We start from the raw sequence: 15,272 nt of genomic DNA on the forward strand, positions 1-15,272 counted from the left end.
CGCGCAGCAGAGCGACAAGGACTAACCCCACGGAAGGCAGGGACCGGAGCCTGCACAACAAGAGGTTCGCCACTGCGACATGCACCCGCGGCCGGCGTGACCAGGGACGCGCTCGGACGCAGCAACGGGCCGTCGGACAGGACCGGACGTGAGGGATGCTCGTCGCACGAGCACCCACCGAGCACCCAACCGACCACAAGGGACGGAAAAGCGAAGGGGCCTGACTGCCATTTCGGCAGGTCAGACCCCTTATAATCTTGTGCGCCCGAAGGGACTCGAACCCCTAACCTTCTGATCCGTAGCCGCCGGAGGCGAGAGGTTCCCGGGTGGCACCTCGGGCGAACCGGTTCAGACCAGGTCACGGTGTTCAGGCGCGCAGGTAGGCGAGGACGGCGAGCACGCGACGGTGCCCGTCGGTGGCGACCGGGAGTTCGAGTTTGTTGAAGATGCCGCCGATGTGCTTGTTCACCGCGGCATCGCTGACGCGCAGCTTCGCCCCGATGTAGGCGTTCGAGCGGCCCTCCGCCATGAGGGCCAGAACCTCCTGCTCACGGGGGCTGAGCCGCTCAAGCGGATCCTGCCGGCGGCGGATGAGCTGGCGGACCACGGCCGGGTCGACCACCGTCTCGCCGGCCGCCACCTGGTCCACCGCACTCATGAAGTCGGCGACCGCGCCGACCCGGTCCTTGAGCAGGTACCCCACCCCGGCCCCGTCGCCGGAGTCGAGCAGTTTGGCGGCGTACGACTGCTCCACGTATTGGCTGAGCACCAGCACCGGCAGGCCGGGCAAGGCATCGCGGAGCGCCACAGCAGCACGCAATCCGTCATCGGAGTGGTGCGGCGGCATCCGCACGTCGGTGATCAACAGGTCGGGTTGGTCCGCGTGCACCGCCTCCACCACGGCATCGGCGTCAGCGACCGCCGCGATGGTCTCGTGACCGAAACGGCTCAGTATGCCGACGAGGCCTTCCCGCAGCAGAGACGAGTCCTCGGCGACGACTATACGAAGGGGCACGGTATCTCCACGTGGATGATGGTGGGGCCGCCAGGCGGGCTGGAGACGCGCATGCGGCCGTCGAGGACGCCGACCCGGTCGGCGAGACCGGTCATTCCGGTTCCGCCACCCTGGTAGGCGCCACCGACGCCGTTGTCGGTGATCTGTAGGGTCAGCACGTCGGCATGGTGCCGCCCGGTGATCCGGGCCTTGGTCGCGCCGCTGTGCTTGGCGATGTTAGTCATCGCCTCGGTGACCACGTAGTACGCGGCCAGCTCGACGGATTGCGGCAGCCGGGCCGGCAGCTGCACGTCGACGGTCACCGGAATCGTGAACCGGCTGGTATTTTCCTCGATCGCGGCGACCAGGCCGTTGTCCGCGAGCACCTGCGGGTTGAGCCCGTGCACCAGGTCGCGCAGCTCCGCCAGGGCAATCGACAGCTGCTCCTGCGCCTCGCCGATCCGCCGGTGCAACGGGGAGTCCGGCTCGGTGTCCAGCTGCATCACCCCGAGCCGCATGCTGAGCGACACGAGCCGTTGCTGGGCGCCGTCATGCAGATCGCGCTCGATGCGGGCACGTTCCGCCTCGAACGCGCCGACCAGCCGGGCCCGGGACCGACTCACCTCGGTGAGCTGCTCACCGAGCTCCTGGTCGCGCGGCGACAGGATGATCCGGGTGAGCGCGGCGCGCGCGCCGGCCCACGCGGTGATGGAGTACGGCCACGCCGACAGCAGCAGTACACCGATGATCGCCCACGGCCACACCGCCGGATCCTGAACCGCGGCCTGGATGCAGATCCACGGCAGCGCGAACGCGAACGCCAGCACCACAAGGTCCAGCCAGCACAGGGCGGTGGTGGAGATGACGGTGAAAGCGAGCTCGCGCCACGTCGCCGGCTCGGTCAGCCGGGTCCGCAGCCAGGCTCGGAAACCGGGGGCGGCCGGCGCCTGGTGAGGGTCGTCGGTGCGGTCCATGTCCACCAGCCGCATCCGCCAGCGCTCCAGGCGGGCCACGGCGAGGCCGGACAGGGCGGTCGCGAGCAACAGCACCAGCCCGACCAGGATGACGAGAGAGATCACGCCGGCCGCGATCAACACGGCCAGGATCCCGAGAGTCACCGCACCGAGCAGGACACCGGAGATCAGGTACGCGAGAGCGCGCCACGGCCAGGAGGTGAACAGGAATCCGAATGGGCGCTGGGCCATCGCTTGCCACGCTGTCCGGGTTTGCACTCCACGACCGTAGGACATCCCGCATGGGCCGCACAGTAGAGCGGACTCTACCTGCAGAACTACAGTCCGGGTCAATGTGCGGGAGCCGGTCGGTGGGGTCTGATGATTGGCATGACGACGACGCATATGACCTCCGTTACGACGGCGGTTGAACTCAACTCCGTCCGCAAGGTCTACGGATCCGGCAACCAGGCCGTGACTGCGCTCGACGACGTCTCCATCGCCTTCCCCCGTGGCACCTTCACTGCTGTCATGGGCCCCTCCGGCTCGGGCAAGTCCACGCTGCTGCAGTGCGCGGCGGGGCTCGACCAGCCGACCTCCGGGCAGATCCTGGTAGCCGGGCAAGACGTCGGCGCGATGGACGAGAATCGCCGCACGATCCTGCGCCGCGACCACATCGGCTTCGTCTTCCAGGCCTTCAACCTGGTCGCCTCGCTGACGGCCGCGCAGAACGTGGAGCTGCCGATGCGTTTCGCCGGCAAGCGGCCCGACCCGGCCGCGGTGCGCGCCGCGCTGACCCAGGTCGGCCTCGGCGAGCGCACCGGGCACAAGCCCAGCCAGCTCTCCGGGGGGCAGCAGCAGCGGGTGGCCCTGGCCCGCGCGCTGATCACCCGCCCCGACGTGCTCTTTGCCGACGAGCCGACCGGCGCTCTCGACACCACCACCTCCGGTGAGGTGCTGACCCTGCTCCGCACGCTCGTCGACAACGAACAGCAGACCACGATCATGGTGACCCACGATCCGGTCGCCGCCTCGTACGCCGATGTCGTGGTCTTCCTCAAGGACGGACGGATCGCCGATCGGGTGACGCTGCGCCGGGGCGACCCGGCCAACCCCCAGCTCATCGCCGCCCATATGACCCGGCTGGAGAACTGATCATGCTCGCACTCGCCAACATCCGCGAACGCTGGCGCTCCTTCGTCGCCGCCTTCCTCGCGGTCGCCTTCGGTGTCGCCCTCATCGGCGTCACACTAATCGTCTACGACTCGGCACGCCCGCAGGTCCAGTCACGCTATGGGGCGGCGCCGGTGCTGGTCATCCCCCACCAGGCCGCGAACGAGAGCGGCACCCCCAAGGATCCGATCCCGTGGAGCGAAACGGACGCGGCGGCCCTCGCCGGCCGGCTCGGCGGGATCGCTGGAGTCCACGGAACCGTGATCGACCGGTCCTTCTACTCCCAGGCGTTCCGCAACGGACAGCCGGTCCACGACGACGCGGCCGAGGACGCCGGGCACGGCTGGTCCAGCACTCTGCTAGCACCGTACAAGCTGGTGGCCGGCACCGCGCCGCAGACTGCCGACCAGGTCGCGGTGGACGCGTCACTGAACGTCGAGCCCGGCGACAAACTCCAGGTCAACCTGGCCTCCGGGCTGCGAGAGCTGACCGTGTCGGGCACGGTCGACGGGCCCGGCTTCTTCTACACAGACACGGCCGCCGCGCAGCTCGATCCGGGTGTGCGGGCGATCGCCCCGCTGCTGGACGACCCAGGTAGGGCCGGCGTCGTGGCGAACCAGGCCGGCACCGTGACCGGCGACGCGGGCACGGTCCTCACCGGTGACGCCCGGTCCGCGCTGGAGCCGCAGTTCGTGGCGCACAAGCGCTTCCTCGGCACCCAACTGATCGCGGCGATGGCCCTCCTCGGCCTGTTCGTGACGGTGTTCGTGGTGGCCGCCACCCTGGCGCTGGCGACCGCTCAGCGGCGGCGTGAGATCGGCCTGCTGCGCACCATCGGCGCCCAGCCCAAGCAGATCCGCCGGATGATCCTCGGCGAGGCGGCCGGGGTCGGCCTGGCCGGCTCGCTGGCCGGCTCGGTGCTGGCGGTGGCGGCCGCGCCGCTGATGAAGGCGATCCTGGTGAGCCTGGACGTGACCGCTCCCGGCTTCGCGATCTCGGTGTCCGCCTGGCCGCTGCTGACCGCGACGCTGATCGGCGTCGGGGTGGCCGTGGTCGGTTCCTGGGCGGCGAGCCGACTGGCCGCGAAGGTGGCTCCGCTTGAGGCGCTCCTGGACGCCCAGTCCGAGAAGCGCGCGATGACGCCGGCCCGGTGGCTCACCGGAGCCGGGACGCTGGGCCTCGGCGCGCTGCTGGCGGTGATGACCGCGGTCTCCGGTGCGGACGACCGGATCAACATGGCGATGGGCGCGGCGATGTGCTTCATCGTGGCGGCGGCGCTGCTCGCTCCGGTCCTCATCGGCCCGGTGGTCCGGCTGGTCACCGCGCCGCTGACCCGGCGGTCCGCCTCGGCCGGCCCGATGTTGATCCGTTCCGAGCTGCTCAACGCGACCCGCCGGGCGGCCTCGACGGCGGCGCCGATCATCGCGGCAGTCGGGTTCGCGGTGCTGATCAGCGGCATGGTGGAGACGATGCGGATGGCGTACCCGGCCGGGGAGACGAAGAAGCTGGCCGGCCAGGTCCTGATAGCACCGGAAGGCACACCGGGTCTGAGCGACCAGGTGGTGACGCAGAACCCGGTGGGCAAGGCGGCACTGCCGACCCGGATCTTCCTGGACCGTCCGGGCAAGGGCCCGACCGTGATCGACGGGCTCGGCTCACGGGACCCCCTCTGGGACAAGCCGGGCGAGGCCGTGCTGGGTGAGAGCACCGCGAAGATGTTCGGCGTTACCGCCGGCCAGACGGTCACCGTCCGCTTCGTCGACGGCCTGAGCGAGACGGTCAAGGTCTCCCGGGTGCTTCCGGACGATCCGGGTCGCGGCGCCTTCGTGATGTCCCGGGCGCTGGTCCGGCAGCACGACCGCGCGGCGCTCACCGACACCATCTTCATCCCGCAGGCCGACGCTCCGCAGACGGTGGCCGCCGGAGCCGCGCTGCACGACGCGCAGAGCTACGCCCTGGCCGACTACAACACCGACGCCCGCCTCACCACCAGCCTCGCGATGATGCTGATCGTGGTGGCGGTCGGCTACAGCGGCCTGGCGGTGGCGAACAACATGGCGATGGCGGCGTACGGACGCAAGGACGACTTCGCGGTGATGAAGTCGGCCGGTGGCACCATGCGGCAGCTGATGAGGTTCGTGGTCGGCGAGACCACGCTGATCTCCGGGATCGGCATCGCGCTGGGCCTGCTGGTGACGCTCCCGCCGCTGGCCGGCATGGCCTCAGGCCTGTCCCAGGTGACCGGCACGGACGTCACGATCCAGCTCAGCGGAGGCGTGGTCACCGCCGCGATCATCGGCTCGCTGATCATGGCGATCGGCGCGAGCGTCGCGGTCACGTGGCGAGTGCTCCGGCCCCGGGTGGCGGCCGGCTGAGCCGGGATGGGGTCCCGTGGCCAGACCCCCATCCCGAGGAGCCCGAGGACGGCGGACCCCCGCCGCTGTCCTCGGGCTCCGTCGTGTCCACCCATCCGCCTAGACGGATCGACGCTTATAGAAAGCAGGTAGCCCCCGGCGATTCGCTACGGCTTCCACCTATCCGATGGGAGGCGATCAGCATGGTCGTCCGGGGGAGCCAGACGTCCGCGCGATGGCTGCGGCCGTGCAACGACGTCGTGTACCCGACCAGCCACCTCGTATGCCTGCCGCACGCGGGAGGCACCGCTCAGGCGTACCGCAGCTGGCCGGGCCGGCTGCCGGCCGACGTGGCGGTGCACTCCGTCCAGTACCCGGGCCGGCAGGACCGGCTGCGTGAGCCAGCCGCCGAGGCGCTGACCGATCTGGTCGGCCCGATCGCCGACGAGCTGACCGCGCTGCTCGGCTCGCCGTTGACCCTGTTCGGGCACAGCATGGGCGCGATCGTCGCCTACGAGGTGACGCTGGAGCTCCAGCGGCGCCACGGCGCGGTCGTCGACCTGCTGGCCGTCTCCGGCTCCCGGGCCCCGGACCAGCGCGAGCCGGGTGACAAGCACAAGCTCACCGACGCCGCGCTGATCGCGGAGATCAGCCGGGTGAACAGCACGTTCGGTGATCTGCTGGCCGCCCCGGAACTGCTCGAGCTGGTGCTGCCCACGATCCGCGCCGACTACCAGCTGATCGGCGGCTACGACCGTACGGCGGTGGTGCCGGTGCGAGCGCCGATGCTGGCCATGGGTGGTGACGCCGACCCGGACGTCAGCCGCGCCGACCTGCTGCAGTGGTCCCGGTTCAGCAGCGCCGGCTTCGACTCGGCCGTCTTCCCGGGCGGCCACTTCTATCTCGTCGCCGACGAGGCGAGCGTCCTGCGCCGGCTGGCCTGCTCTCTGCCGTCCGGCGCCACCCGCCGGCACCAACGGGTCGCCGTCCAACAGCCGTCGAACAGCTAGGGGTCCGTAACCATGCCCGAATCCCGTACAGTCTCCGCAGTCTTCCGCCAGATAGTCGAGCGCAGGAGCGACCGTCACGCCGTCGCCTACGTCGGCGACCCGTTGGACGACGCCACCATCCGCTGGTGGACTTACGCCGATGTGGATCGCCAGGCCCGGAGCATCGCCGGCTGGCTGACCCAGCAGGCCCCGCCCGGCTCCCGCGTGCTGCTGCTCTACCCGGCCGGTGGTGACTTCGTCACGGCCCTGCTCGGCTGCTTCTACGCCGGCATGGTGGCGGTGCCCTCGTCGATGCCCGGCCGGTACATGCACGACCAGCGCCGGGTGCTCAACATCGCCCGGGACGCCCAGATATCCGGCGTGCTCACCGTCGACGCTGAGCTGGACTCGGTGCGTTCCTGGGCCGAGCAGACCGACCTGGACGCGGCGATCCTGGCCACCGACACGTCCGAGCTGTTCCCGCTCGCGGCGGAGGCGATCCATCCGGTACGGCCGGACAGCGTGGCCGTCCTGCAGTACACCTCCGGGTCCACGTCGGACCCAAAGGGCGTGGTCATCACCCACGAGAACCTGCTGCTCAACGCGGCTTCGGTGCACGAGGGCCTGAACACCGACGAGACCAGTCGGTTCGGCGGCTGGATCCCGAACTACCACGACATGGGCCTGATGGGGCACATCCTGCCGCCCCTTGTGGTCGGCGGTCAGGTCGTGCTGATGAGCCCGGCGACGTTCCTGCGCCGGCCGGTCACCTGGCTGCAGCTGGTCGACCGGTTCGACCTGAAGCTCTCGGCCGGCCCCAGCTTCGCGTACGAGCTGTGCCTCAACCGGGTCACCGACGAGGAGATCGCCGAGCTTGACCTGTCCGGCTGGCAGAACGCCGCCAACGGCTCCGAGCCGGTCAACCCGACGGTGCTGCGCGCCTTCACCGAGCGGTTCGCGGCCGCCGGTTTCCGCGCGGAGAACTTCTCGCCCTGCTACGGCATGGCCGAGGCGACCCTGGTGGTGTCGGCGTTCGCCACCGGCGACCCGGTGGTGCGGCGCTGCGACGCGGCCGCCCTGGCCGAGAACCGGATCGTGCCGGCCGCCGTCGACGGCGAGCACCGCGACCTGGTCAGCTGCGGTGCGCCGGTCGGCATCGACCTGCGGATCGTGGACCCGGCGACCGGAGTGGAACTGCCCGAGGGCCGGGTCGGCGAGATCTGGCTGAACGGTCCCAGCGTCGCGCAGGGCTACTGGCAGAATCCGGCCGCCACCGCGGCGGCCTTCGGCCATCGGGTCGGCGACACCGACGACTTCCTGCGCACCGGCGACCTGGGCACGTTGCTCGACGGCGAGGTCTATGTCACCGGCCGGATCAAAGACATGATCATCGTACGGGGCCGCAACATCTACCCGCACGACGTGGAGCAGGAGCTGCGTCTGCACCACCCGGAGTTGCGCGACCGGGTCGGCGCGGTCTTCACCGTCCCGGCCGGGGACGGCAGCCCCGACGGCCGGCTCATCGTCACGCACGAGGTGCAGAAGTTGCCCGCAGGCCGGGACGCGGCCGACCTGATCGCCGGCATCCGCCAGACGGTGTCCCGGGAGTTCGGCGTCCGGGCGTACGCGGTGCTGCTGATGCGCCGCGGCGCGGTCCGGCGCACCACCAGCGGCAAAATCCAGCGCTCCGCGATGCGCGCACTCTTCCAGACCGGCGAGCTGCAGCCCCTGCACGCCGACGGCTACTCGGCCGAGCGCACCCTGGCCACGATCGGCGGCCTGCGGTGACGCTGGAGAGCCTGGGCCTGGACGAAGTCTCGGCGTTCCCGATCGCCGCCTGCGCCGCGTTGGACGAGGCGGGACTGCCGGCGCACTACGTGCCGGTCCCGCTCGGCGGCCGGCTGGACGGCCTCAGCACCCTGATCGCCCGGTTGCGCGAGACGGCCGCGACCGACCTGACGGTGGCGGTGGCGCACGGCAAGACGTTCCTCGGGGCGGTCTCGGTGTGGCTGGCCGGTGACCCCGCCCAGGCCACCCGGCTGGCCCGGCACGTGCTGGCCGGCGAGGCGGTGGCGTGGGGGCTGACCGAGGAGGGCACCGGCAGCGATCTACTGGCCGGGACGGTGTCGGCCACCCGCACTGCGGAGGGCTGGCGCCTGGACGGCCGGAAGTGGCCGATCAACAACGCCACCCGCGGCCGCTTCATGTGCGTGCTCGCCCGTACCTCCGAGGCCGGCGGCCCGCGCGGCTTCAGTCTCTTCCTGGTCGACAAGCGCGTCATGCCGCCCGGCGCCACCGCACCGATAGCGAAGGTGTCGACCCACGGCATCCGCGGCGCCGACATCAGCGGGCTGGAGTTCACCGCCGCCCCGCTGCCGGCCGACGCTCTGGTGGGCCCGGTCGGAGGCGGCCTGGAGACGGTACTCAAGGCGTTGCAGTGGACCCGGACCGCGTGCAGCGCGCTGTCGCTGGGCGCGGCCGACCACGGCCTTGCCCTGGCCCGGCGCTACCTGTCCGAACGGCGGCTCTACGACCGGCGGCTCGGCGACCTGCCACACGCCCGCGCCGGCGCCGGGGAGGGGGTGGCCCGGCTGTTTCTGGCCGAGGTGGTCGCCACCACCACGGCCCGGGCCGCGCAGGCCGCGCCGGGCGAGCTGAGCGTGCTGGCCGCCATCGCGAAGGCGTTCGTGCCGAGCGTCGTCCACGAGCAGTTGCGGCAGCTCGGCGACCTGCTCGGGGCCCGTGGGTTCCTGATCGGCGTCGAGGGCTACGGCGAGTTCGCCAAACTCGAGCGCGACCACCAGATCGTCGGCATCTTCGACGGCAGCACCTGGGTCAACCGCCGTGCGCTGGTCACCAGCCTGCCGGCGGTGAGCCGGATCCTGGAGCGCGGCGCCGGTCCCGTCGGGCCGCCCGGATGGCTGGACCTGGACACGCCGCTGCCCGCCCTGGACCCGTCGGTGCTGCGACTGACACCGGCCGACGAGTCGATCGTGCGGGCGCTGCCCGGGGTGGTCGCCGGCCTGGAGCGGGACGGCAGCCTGCCGCCGGATGTGCTGGCGGAAGCGCATCGGCTGGTGGCGGCGGCCCGGGCGGTCCAGGACGAACTGCGGACGATCCGGCCCAGCGCCGGGTTGCCGCCGACCGCTGTGATGCGCCTGGCCGAGCGGTACGAGTGGTGCTTCGCGGGCGCCGCCGCGGTGAGCCTGTGGGCGGCCAACCCGCAGCGGCACGCCCTGCCGTGGTGGCAGTCGGGCCTGTGGCTACAGGGTGTCCTGTCGCTGGTGCTCGCGCAGCTCACCGGAGCCCCGGTGGACTATTTCGACCTGCTGGCGGATAGGTTGCTCAGCCCGGACGGGGCGGCGCCCACGCTGCTGACCCGAGGATCGGGGGTGGTCTGATGGCCGCGGACGTCTTCTTGGCTCCGGACATCGACGAGCGGATCGGCGCGCTGGAGAACCTGCTCGGGGATCCGCGCGATCCGGCCAACCCGGTCGGGCACGCGGCGATCCTGGGCGCCGACGAGCGGGCCGAGCTGCTGCCCGCCGGCGAGGAATTGCTCGACGAGTTCGGGCTCAAGGCCGAGATGGTGCCGGCCGAGCTGGGCGGACGCTTCACCCGAGCGGACGACCTGGTGGAGTTGATGCGCTCGCTCTACCGGCGCGATCCGTGCCTGGGCCTGGGCTATGCCTCCAGCACCCTGCTGGGCGCGGTGAACGTGTGGACGGCGGGCTCGGCCGGGCAGCGGGCCGACTTGGCCGAGCTGCTGCTGGCCAACGGGCGGGTGGCAGCGGCATACCACGAGCTGGCGCACGGCAACGACATCGGCGCAATGGAGTTCTCGGCGCTGCCCGGGCCGGCGGGCGGGCTGCTGCTCAACGGGCGCAAGGAGGTCGTGTCGAACCTTCGGCGCGCGGACGCGGTGGTGTTCTTCGCCCGCACCGATCCCGGACCGGGGCGGCGCAGCCACTCGCAGGTCTACGTGCGCAAGTCCGATCTGGATCCGCGCCGCTACACGTATCTGCCCCGCTTCCGCTCGGTCGGGATGCGCGGGGTGGATCTGGGCGGCATCGAGATCCGGGACTGCCCGATCGACGCCGGCTCGGTACTCGGGCCGCCCGGCCGGGGCATGGAGGTGACCACCCGCGCCTACCAGCTGACCCGGACCGCGCTGCCGGCGATGTGCACCGCGCTGCTGGACACCGGTCTGCGCACCGCGCTCGACCACGTCCGATCGCGCACCCTTTACGGTCGCACCGCCGACACCATCCCGATGGTGCGCACCACCCTGGTCAACGCTTTCGTGGATCAGCTGGTCTGCGAGGCGCTGGCGCTGGCGGCGACCCGGGCGCTGCACCTGGCCCCACGGGCCGGCAGCGTCTACGCCCCGGCGGTCAAGTATCTGCTCTCCGGCCTGCTGCTGGACGCCATGCAGCAGCTGGTGCTGGTGATGGGCTCGGAGTTCTATCGGCGCGACGGCGTGAACGCGATCTTCGAGAAGATTGCGCGGGATCTCAAGCCGGTCGGGTTCGGGCACGTCGCCCGGGCGGCCTGCCTGACCAGCCTCATCCCGCAGCTGCCGTTGCTGGCCCGGCGGGGCTGGTGGGCCGCCGAGCCGGCCCCGGACGGCCTGTTCGCCCCGATCGCGGATCTGCCGCCGCTGGACTTCGCCGGGCTGACGATCACTTCCGGCGGCCACGACCCGCTCGCCGGGTCACTGGCCACCGCGTCCGACCGGCTCGGCCCGGACGCGCCGGCCACGCTGCGCCGGCTGGTCGAGCGGCAGGCCGGTGAGCTGGCGATGCTGACCGCACAGTGCGCGGCCCTCGCGCCCGCGGACCTGAGCATCGTCGCGACCGCACGGACCCGGCAGCTGGCGGCCGCGTACGTGACGGCGCTGGCCGCCTCGGCCTGCATCGAGCTTCATCTGCGGCACCGCGCCACCAGCGGTTTCCTCGGTGGCTCCGACTGGCTGGTCGCAGCGCTCACCCGGCTCTCCGCCGCACATTTGCCGGTCACCCGGGACGTGCCCGTCGAGGTGGAGGACGCGCTCCTGACCGAGCTGCGGCGACGGCACGACCAGGGCGCCGGCTTCGGGATCTCGGCCCGTCAACTGCGCTGACAGGTCATCGCACTCACTGTGAAGGGAAATCTCTGATGGACAGCATCACCGGAATGACCTCGGTCGACGGCGCCGTCGCCACGCTGCGCGACTGGCTGCTGGAGCGGGTCGCGGCGTATCTGCCCGACGTCGAGGAGCCGATCAGCCCGCGTAACCCGCTCGGCGAGTACGGCCTCGACTCGATCGTCGTGCTAGCCCTGGCCGCCGACATCGAGGACCATCTCGCGATCAGCCTGGACCCGACCGCTTTGTGGGACTACTCCACGGTCGACCAGCTCACCGTCTTTCTGCTGGACGAGTGCGTCCGGCAGAAGTCACAGATATAAGGGGGAATCATGCGTTCTTTCAAGATCACGGCGGGTCTGCTCGCCGTAGCGGTGGCGCTCGTGGCGCCGCTCCCGGCCGAGGCGGCCGCTCCCGTCCGGGCGGCGACCATCGACTGGCCGATCCAGGAGATGGAACGGCTCGACCCGCTGGAGGGGGTCTGGAACTGCACCGGACTCAACTACTCCCGCCCGGGGGCCACGCCGATCGCCGCGACCGGGTCGGCCGCCGTCAAGTTCTCGCAGGGACAGCGCTGGCTGCAATGGGACGTGACGACCACGCTGGCCAACGGCTACGTCGGCACCGAGTTCGCCGTCTGGGGCTGGGACGCGGTCACCAAGACCTACTCCCTCGACACGTACGGCGAGGGGTACCGGGCGATCCTGCGCAGCCCGGGCTGGCAGGGCAACACGATCATGGCGTACGGCATCACCACCACAGCGTCAGCGGACATCGTCAAGTCACGCGTGTCGATGACCATCGAGGGGTCGGAGGCGGTGAGCCTGCAGCGTGAGTACGAGGTGAACGGCGCGTTCTACGTGGCCGTGCAGCAGAGCTGCCGACGCAGCTCGTAGGGCGCAACGACTTTGGGGCGCCCCGATTGCGGGGCGCCCCAAAGTCGTCTGCGGGTCCGGTCAGAACACGAGGACCAGGTTGTCGTGGCGCAGCAGCCGATCGTCGCAGTGCCACTCGATCGCCCGAGACAACACGGTGCGTTCGACGTCGGCGCCCAGCCGGACCAGGTCCGCGGTGTCGTGCCGATGCGAGGCCCGCACCACGTCCTGCTCGATGATCGGGCCCTCGTCGAGATCCTCGGTGACGTAGTGAGCGGTCGCGCCGATCAGCTTGACGCCCCGCTGCCGGGCCCGTTCGTACGGCCCGGCCCCGGCGAACGCCGGCAGGAACGAGTGATGAATGTTGATCACCGGCACCCGTACCTTCTCCAGGAACGCACCGGAGAGGATCTGCATGTACCGGGCCAGGACGATCACGTCGCACTCACCAGCGAGCACGTCGGCGAGCGCCCCCTCGGCCTGCGCCTTGCCGCCGGGCGGCACCGGCACATGGTGGAAGGTCAGGCCGAACGACTCCACGGTGTCCCGCAGGTCGGGGTGGTTCGAGGCGACCAGGACCAGTTCGCCGGCCAGTTCACCGCGGCGCCAGCGCCACAGCAGATCCAGCAGGCAGTGATCGGTCCGGGAGACCAGGACCGCGATCCGCTTGGGCCGACCGGCGTCGGCGAAGTGCCAGGCCATGTCGTACGGCGTGGCGACCTCCGCGGCGAACTCCCCGACCAGGGCCGGCCGGTCCACGGCGTCGACCGCGAGCTCCATCCGCAGGTGGAACGTGCCTCCCTCCGGGCTGGTCGTGTACTGGTCGGCCTGGCGGACGCTCGCACCACGGTCGTGCAGGAACTGCGTGACCGCGCGGATGATGCCCGGACGGTCCGGGCACGAGACGAGCAGGCGCAGCTTGTCGACGGGCATGGTTCCTCCAACACAGGCTCGGATCACCCGAATGTCGCGCAGTGATCTATGCCGGAACTCTGTGTCGGCGCCCTCAGCTCAACCAGCGCAGCTCCTGTGCGCGAACCCCGCCCTGGAAACGGCTCTGCGCCCCGAGCGCGTCCATCAACTCGCGGATGAGCCGGCTCAACGTACGTGGGGAGACGCCCAGGTTGCGGGCGATCTTCTCGTCCTTGAGACCGGTGGCCAGCATCTGCAGCAGCGCGGCGTGCTGCGGCGCGAGCTGGTCGAGCGGTGGGCGGGGCAGCTCATCGTCGTGCGGCAGCGCGGTGCCCGGATTCCACGCCAGGTCGTACAGGTGGGCGATCGGTTGCACGATGGCCCCGCCCCGCAGCGCCAGCACTGGTGACTCTTCCTGATCACCAACTGCGGCTAGCAGCGCCAGCGTGTTGTCGCAGATGATCATCCGCGTTGGTACGACCGGACTGGTGCGTACGTCGGCGCCGATGTTGCGCAGCGAGTTCAAATACTGCCGGGCATAACCGACCCGCAGGTACTGCTCCTGATAGAGCGCGCGCATACGGATGCCCCGGCGCAACATGATCTCGTCACGTTGGAGACCGCTCCGCAACACCTCCTCGGGCGGCGGCGGGCCGGGGTGCACGGAGATCACCTCGTTGACCGCACGGTCGGTGATCTCGGTCAGTAGGCCCCGGATCCGTCCGCTGTCACGGACAAGTTCGACCCGGATGTCGTCGGACGGAACGATGTCTATCGGCAGGAACCCCTGAACCAGGGTGGCCACTGCGGCCTGGGTCTCCGCAACCCGCTGGGCGGCCACGTCCAAGGTGTCCATCTCGTCGCTGAGTAGTCGGCGTAGCGCCGCGTCCGGGGTGAGCAGGGCGTCGGACTGCTGGATCCCCTCGCCATCCAGTAGCCGCAACGCCGACAGCACCTCCACGGCACGTTCCCGCTTGGCGCCGTTGAGATCGAGAGCCTCGGCGGCGTTGTTCACGTCCGAACACCCGGCACGAAACATGTGTTCGTAGAGTCTTAATGCCAGATCGACATCAGGCTTATCGAAAGCAGGCATACGCACTTCCCCCGTGCTAGTCCACCACGCGGCATGGTCGCACGATTGTCAGACCAGGACGAGGCCAGCCCAGGAGTGATCCGAATCACTTTTCAGGGCGGAAAGACGGTATCAACCTACCCCCATAGGCCTGGTACCGCCGCTTCGGCCGTCCCGGGCCGGCCGGGACGCGTAACGCACCCGGGCCGCCAGACACCCGGCCAGCACCTCGCCTGCTACCTGGCTCCGACCGGCCACCGGGACCCGGCGCACCGCATCGGCGGCCAAGCCGAACCGGTCGGCCTCGGCCACCGCCGACTGGGTGTACAGCAGATGGACGTCGACGGGAAGGCTCTGATAAACGAGCCGGGCCCAGGCCCGCGAGCCGTCGCCGGCGGCGGCCGGCGCCTCCAACGCCGAATGCGCCAGCGGGCAGCCCAGCTCCAGGGCGAGCAGCGCGGCGAAGATCAGCGACTCGGTGCCCCAGGCGAGCACCACGTCGATCTTCGGTTCGACGGCGCGGGCGCGCAACGCACCACACGCCGCGGCGACGGCCGCGCGGGTCAGCTCCCCGCTGACCACGACGTCGGCCCGGTGACCGAGCCGCTCCAGCTCGACACGCAGGGGATCGAAGTCGGCAGTCGCCGCACTGAAGACGCACGTGAGTATGCGCATCGGCGCACACCTCCTAATCGCAACCGATCCCGAGACCGCCCAGTGTCCGGAGCGCCGTGCGTCATCGGCGCTCCATCGCGTCAGGTTGGCAGCTTGCTGCCAGGTTGGCGACCGTCGGCATGCCCACCGGCCGGGCGATGCCGCAGCCCG

At 70.7% G+C, this 15,272-nt stretch carries 13 protein-coding genes; 8 read left to right on the top strand and 5 right to left on the bottom strand.

Annotated features, from left to right (window positions below; all coding sequences use genetic code 11):
* Positions 1–367 precede the first annotated feature (367 nt).
* Together J7462_RS09285 and J7462_RS09290 are read right to left on the bottom strand one after the other, a co-directional pair.
* The gene (locus tag J7462_RS09285) at positions 368–1,003 is read right to left on the bottom strand and encodes a response regulator transcription factor (protein WP_219470164.1); all 636 of its coding nucleotides are present in this window, start codon (positions 1,001–1,003) and stop codon (positions 368–370) included.
* A complete protein-coding gene (locus J7462_RS09290) occupies positions 1,000–2,199 on the bottom strand; it encodes a sensor histidine kinase (RefSeq protein WP_255597650.1) in 1,200 nt (399 codons plus the stop codon). The genes J7462_RS09285 and J7462_RS09290 overlap by 4 nt, the downstream gene beginning before the upstream one ends.
* Before the next feature lie 153 nt (positions 2,200–2,352).
* Here J7462_RS09290 and J7462_RS09295 point away from each other — a divergent pair, with 153 nt between their 5' ends.
* From J7462_RS09295 to J7462_RS09330, 8 genes are all read left to right on the top strand, one after another.
* On the top strand, positions 2,353–3,102 hold the full coding sequence (locus J7462_RS09295) for an ABC transporter ATP-binding protein (protein WP_219470168.1): 750 nt from the start codon (positions 2,353–2,355) through the stop codon (positions 3,100–3,102).
* 2 nt (positions 3,103–3,104) lie between these two features.
* Entirely contained in the window at positions 3,105–5,495 is a 2,391-nt protein-coding gene (locus tag J7462_RS09300) for an FtsX-like permease family protein (RefSeq protein WP_219463526.1), read from the top strand.
* 182 nt (positions 5,496–5,677) lie between these two features.
* Positions 5,678–6,484, top strand: a complete 807-nt coding sequence (locus tag J7462_RS09305; protein ID WP_219463528.1) for a thioesterase II family protein — start codon at positions 5,678–5,680, stop codon at positions 6,482–6,484.
* 12 nt (positions 6,485–6,496) lie between these two features.
* The gene (locus J7462_RS09310) at positions 6,497–8,251 is read left to right on the top strand and encodes a fatty acyl-AMP ligase (protein WP_219463530.1); all 1,755 of its coding nucleotides are present in this window, start codon (positions 6,497–6,499) and stop codon (positions 8,249–8,251) included.
* Positions 8,248–9,864, top strand: coding sequence for an acyl-CoA dehydrogenase family protein (locus J7462_RS09315; protein WP_219463531.1), 1,617 nt, complete (start codon positions 8,248–8,250; stop codon positions 9,862–9,864). Before J7462_RS09310 ends, J7462_RS09315 begins: the two co-directional genes overlap by 4 nt.
* Positions 9,864–11,585, top strand: coding sequence for an acyl-CoA dehydrogenase (locus J7462_RS09320; protein WP_219463532.1), 1,722 nt, complete (start codon positions 9,864–9,866; stop codon positions 11,583–11,585). Before J7462_RS09315 ends, J7462_RS09320 begins: the two co-directional genes overlap by 1 nt.
* 35 nt (positions 11,586–11,620) lie before the next feature.
* The gene (locus J7462_RS09325; protein WP_219463534.1) at positions 11,621–11,911 is read left to right on the top strand and encodes an acyl carrier protein; all 291 of its coding nucleotides are present in this window, start codon (positions 11,621–11,623) and stop codon (positions 11,909–11,911) included.
* 9 nt (positions 11,912–11,920) lie between these two features.
* Entirely contained in the window at positions 11,921–12,484 is a 564-nt protein-coding gene (locus tag J7462_RS09330) for a DUF1579 family protein (protein WP_219463536.1), read from the top strand.
* Positions 12,485–12,544: 60 nt separating this feature from the next.
* Here J7462_RS09330 and purU read toward each other — a convergent pair whose 3' ends face one another.
* From purU to J7462_RS09345, 3 genes are all read right to left on the bottom strand, one after another.
* The gene (gene purU / locus J7462_RS09335; protein WP_219463538.1) at positions 12,545–13,396 is read right to left on the bottom strand and encodes a formyltetrahydrofolate deformylase; all 852 of its coding nucleotides are present in this window, start codon (positions 13,394–13,396) and stop codon (positions 12,545–12,547) included.
* 73 nt (positions 13,397–13,469) lie between these two features.
* A complete protein-coding gene (locus J7462_RS33225) occupies positions 13,470–14,390 on the bottom strand; it encodes a LuxR C-terminal-related transcriptional regulator (protein WP_219463541.1) in 921 nt (306 codons plus the stop codon).
* Between the two features lie 189 nt (positions 14,391–14,579).
* Positions 14,580–15,122, bottom strand: coding sequence for a hypothetical protein (locus J7462_RS09345; RefSeq protein WP_219463542.1), 543 nt, complete (start codon positions 15,120–15,122; stop codon positions 14,580–14,582).
* Positions 15,123–15,272 lie beyond the last annotated feature (150 nt).

This window comes from Micromonospora sp. RL09-050-HVF-A, from assembly GCF_019374995.1.
Classification (GTDB): Bacteria; Actinomycetota; Actinomycetes; order Mycobacteriales; family Micromonosporaceae; genus Micromonospora; species Micromonospora antibiotica.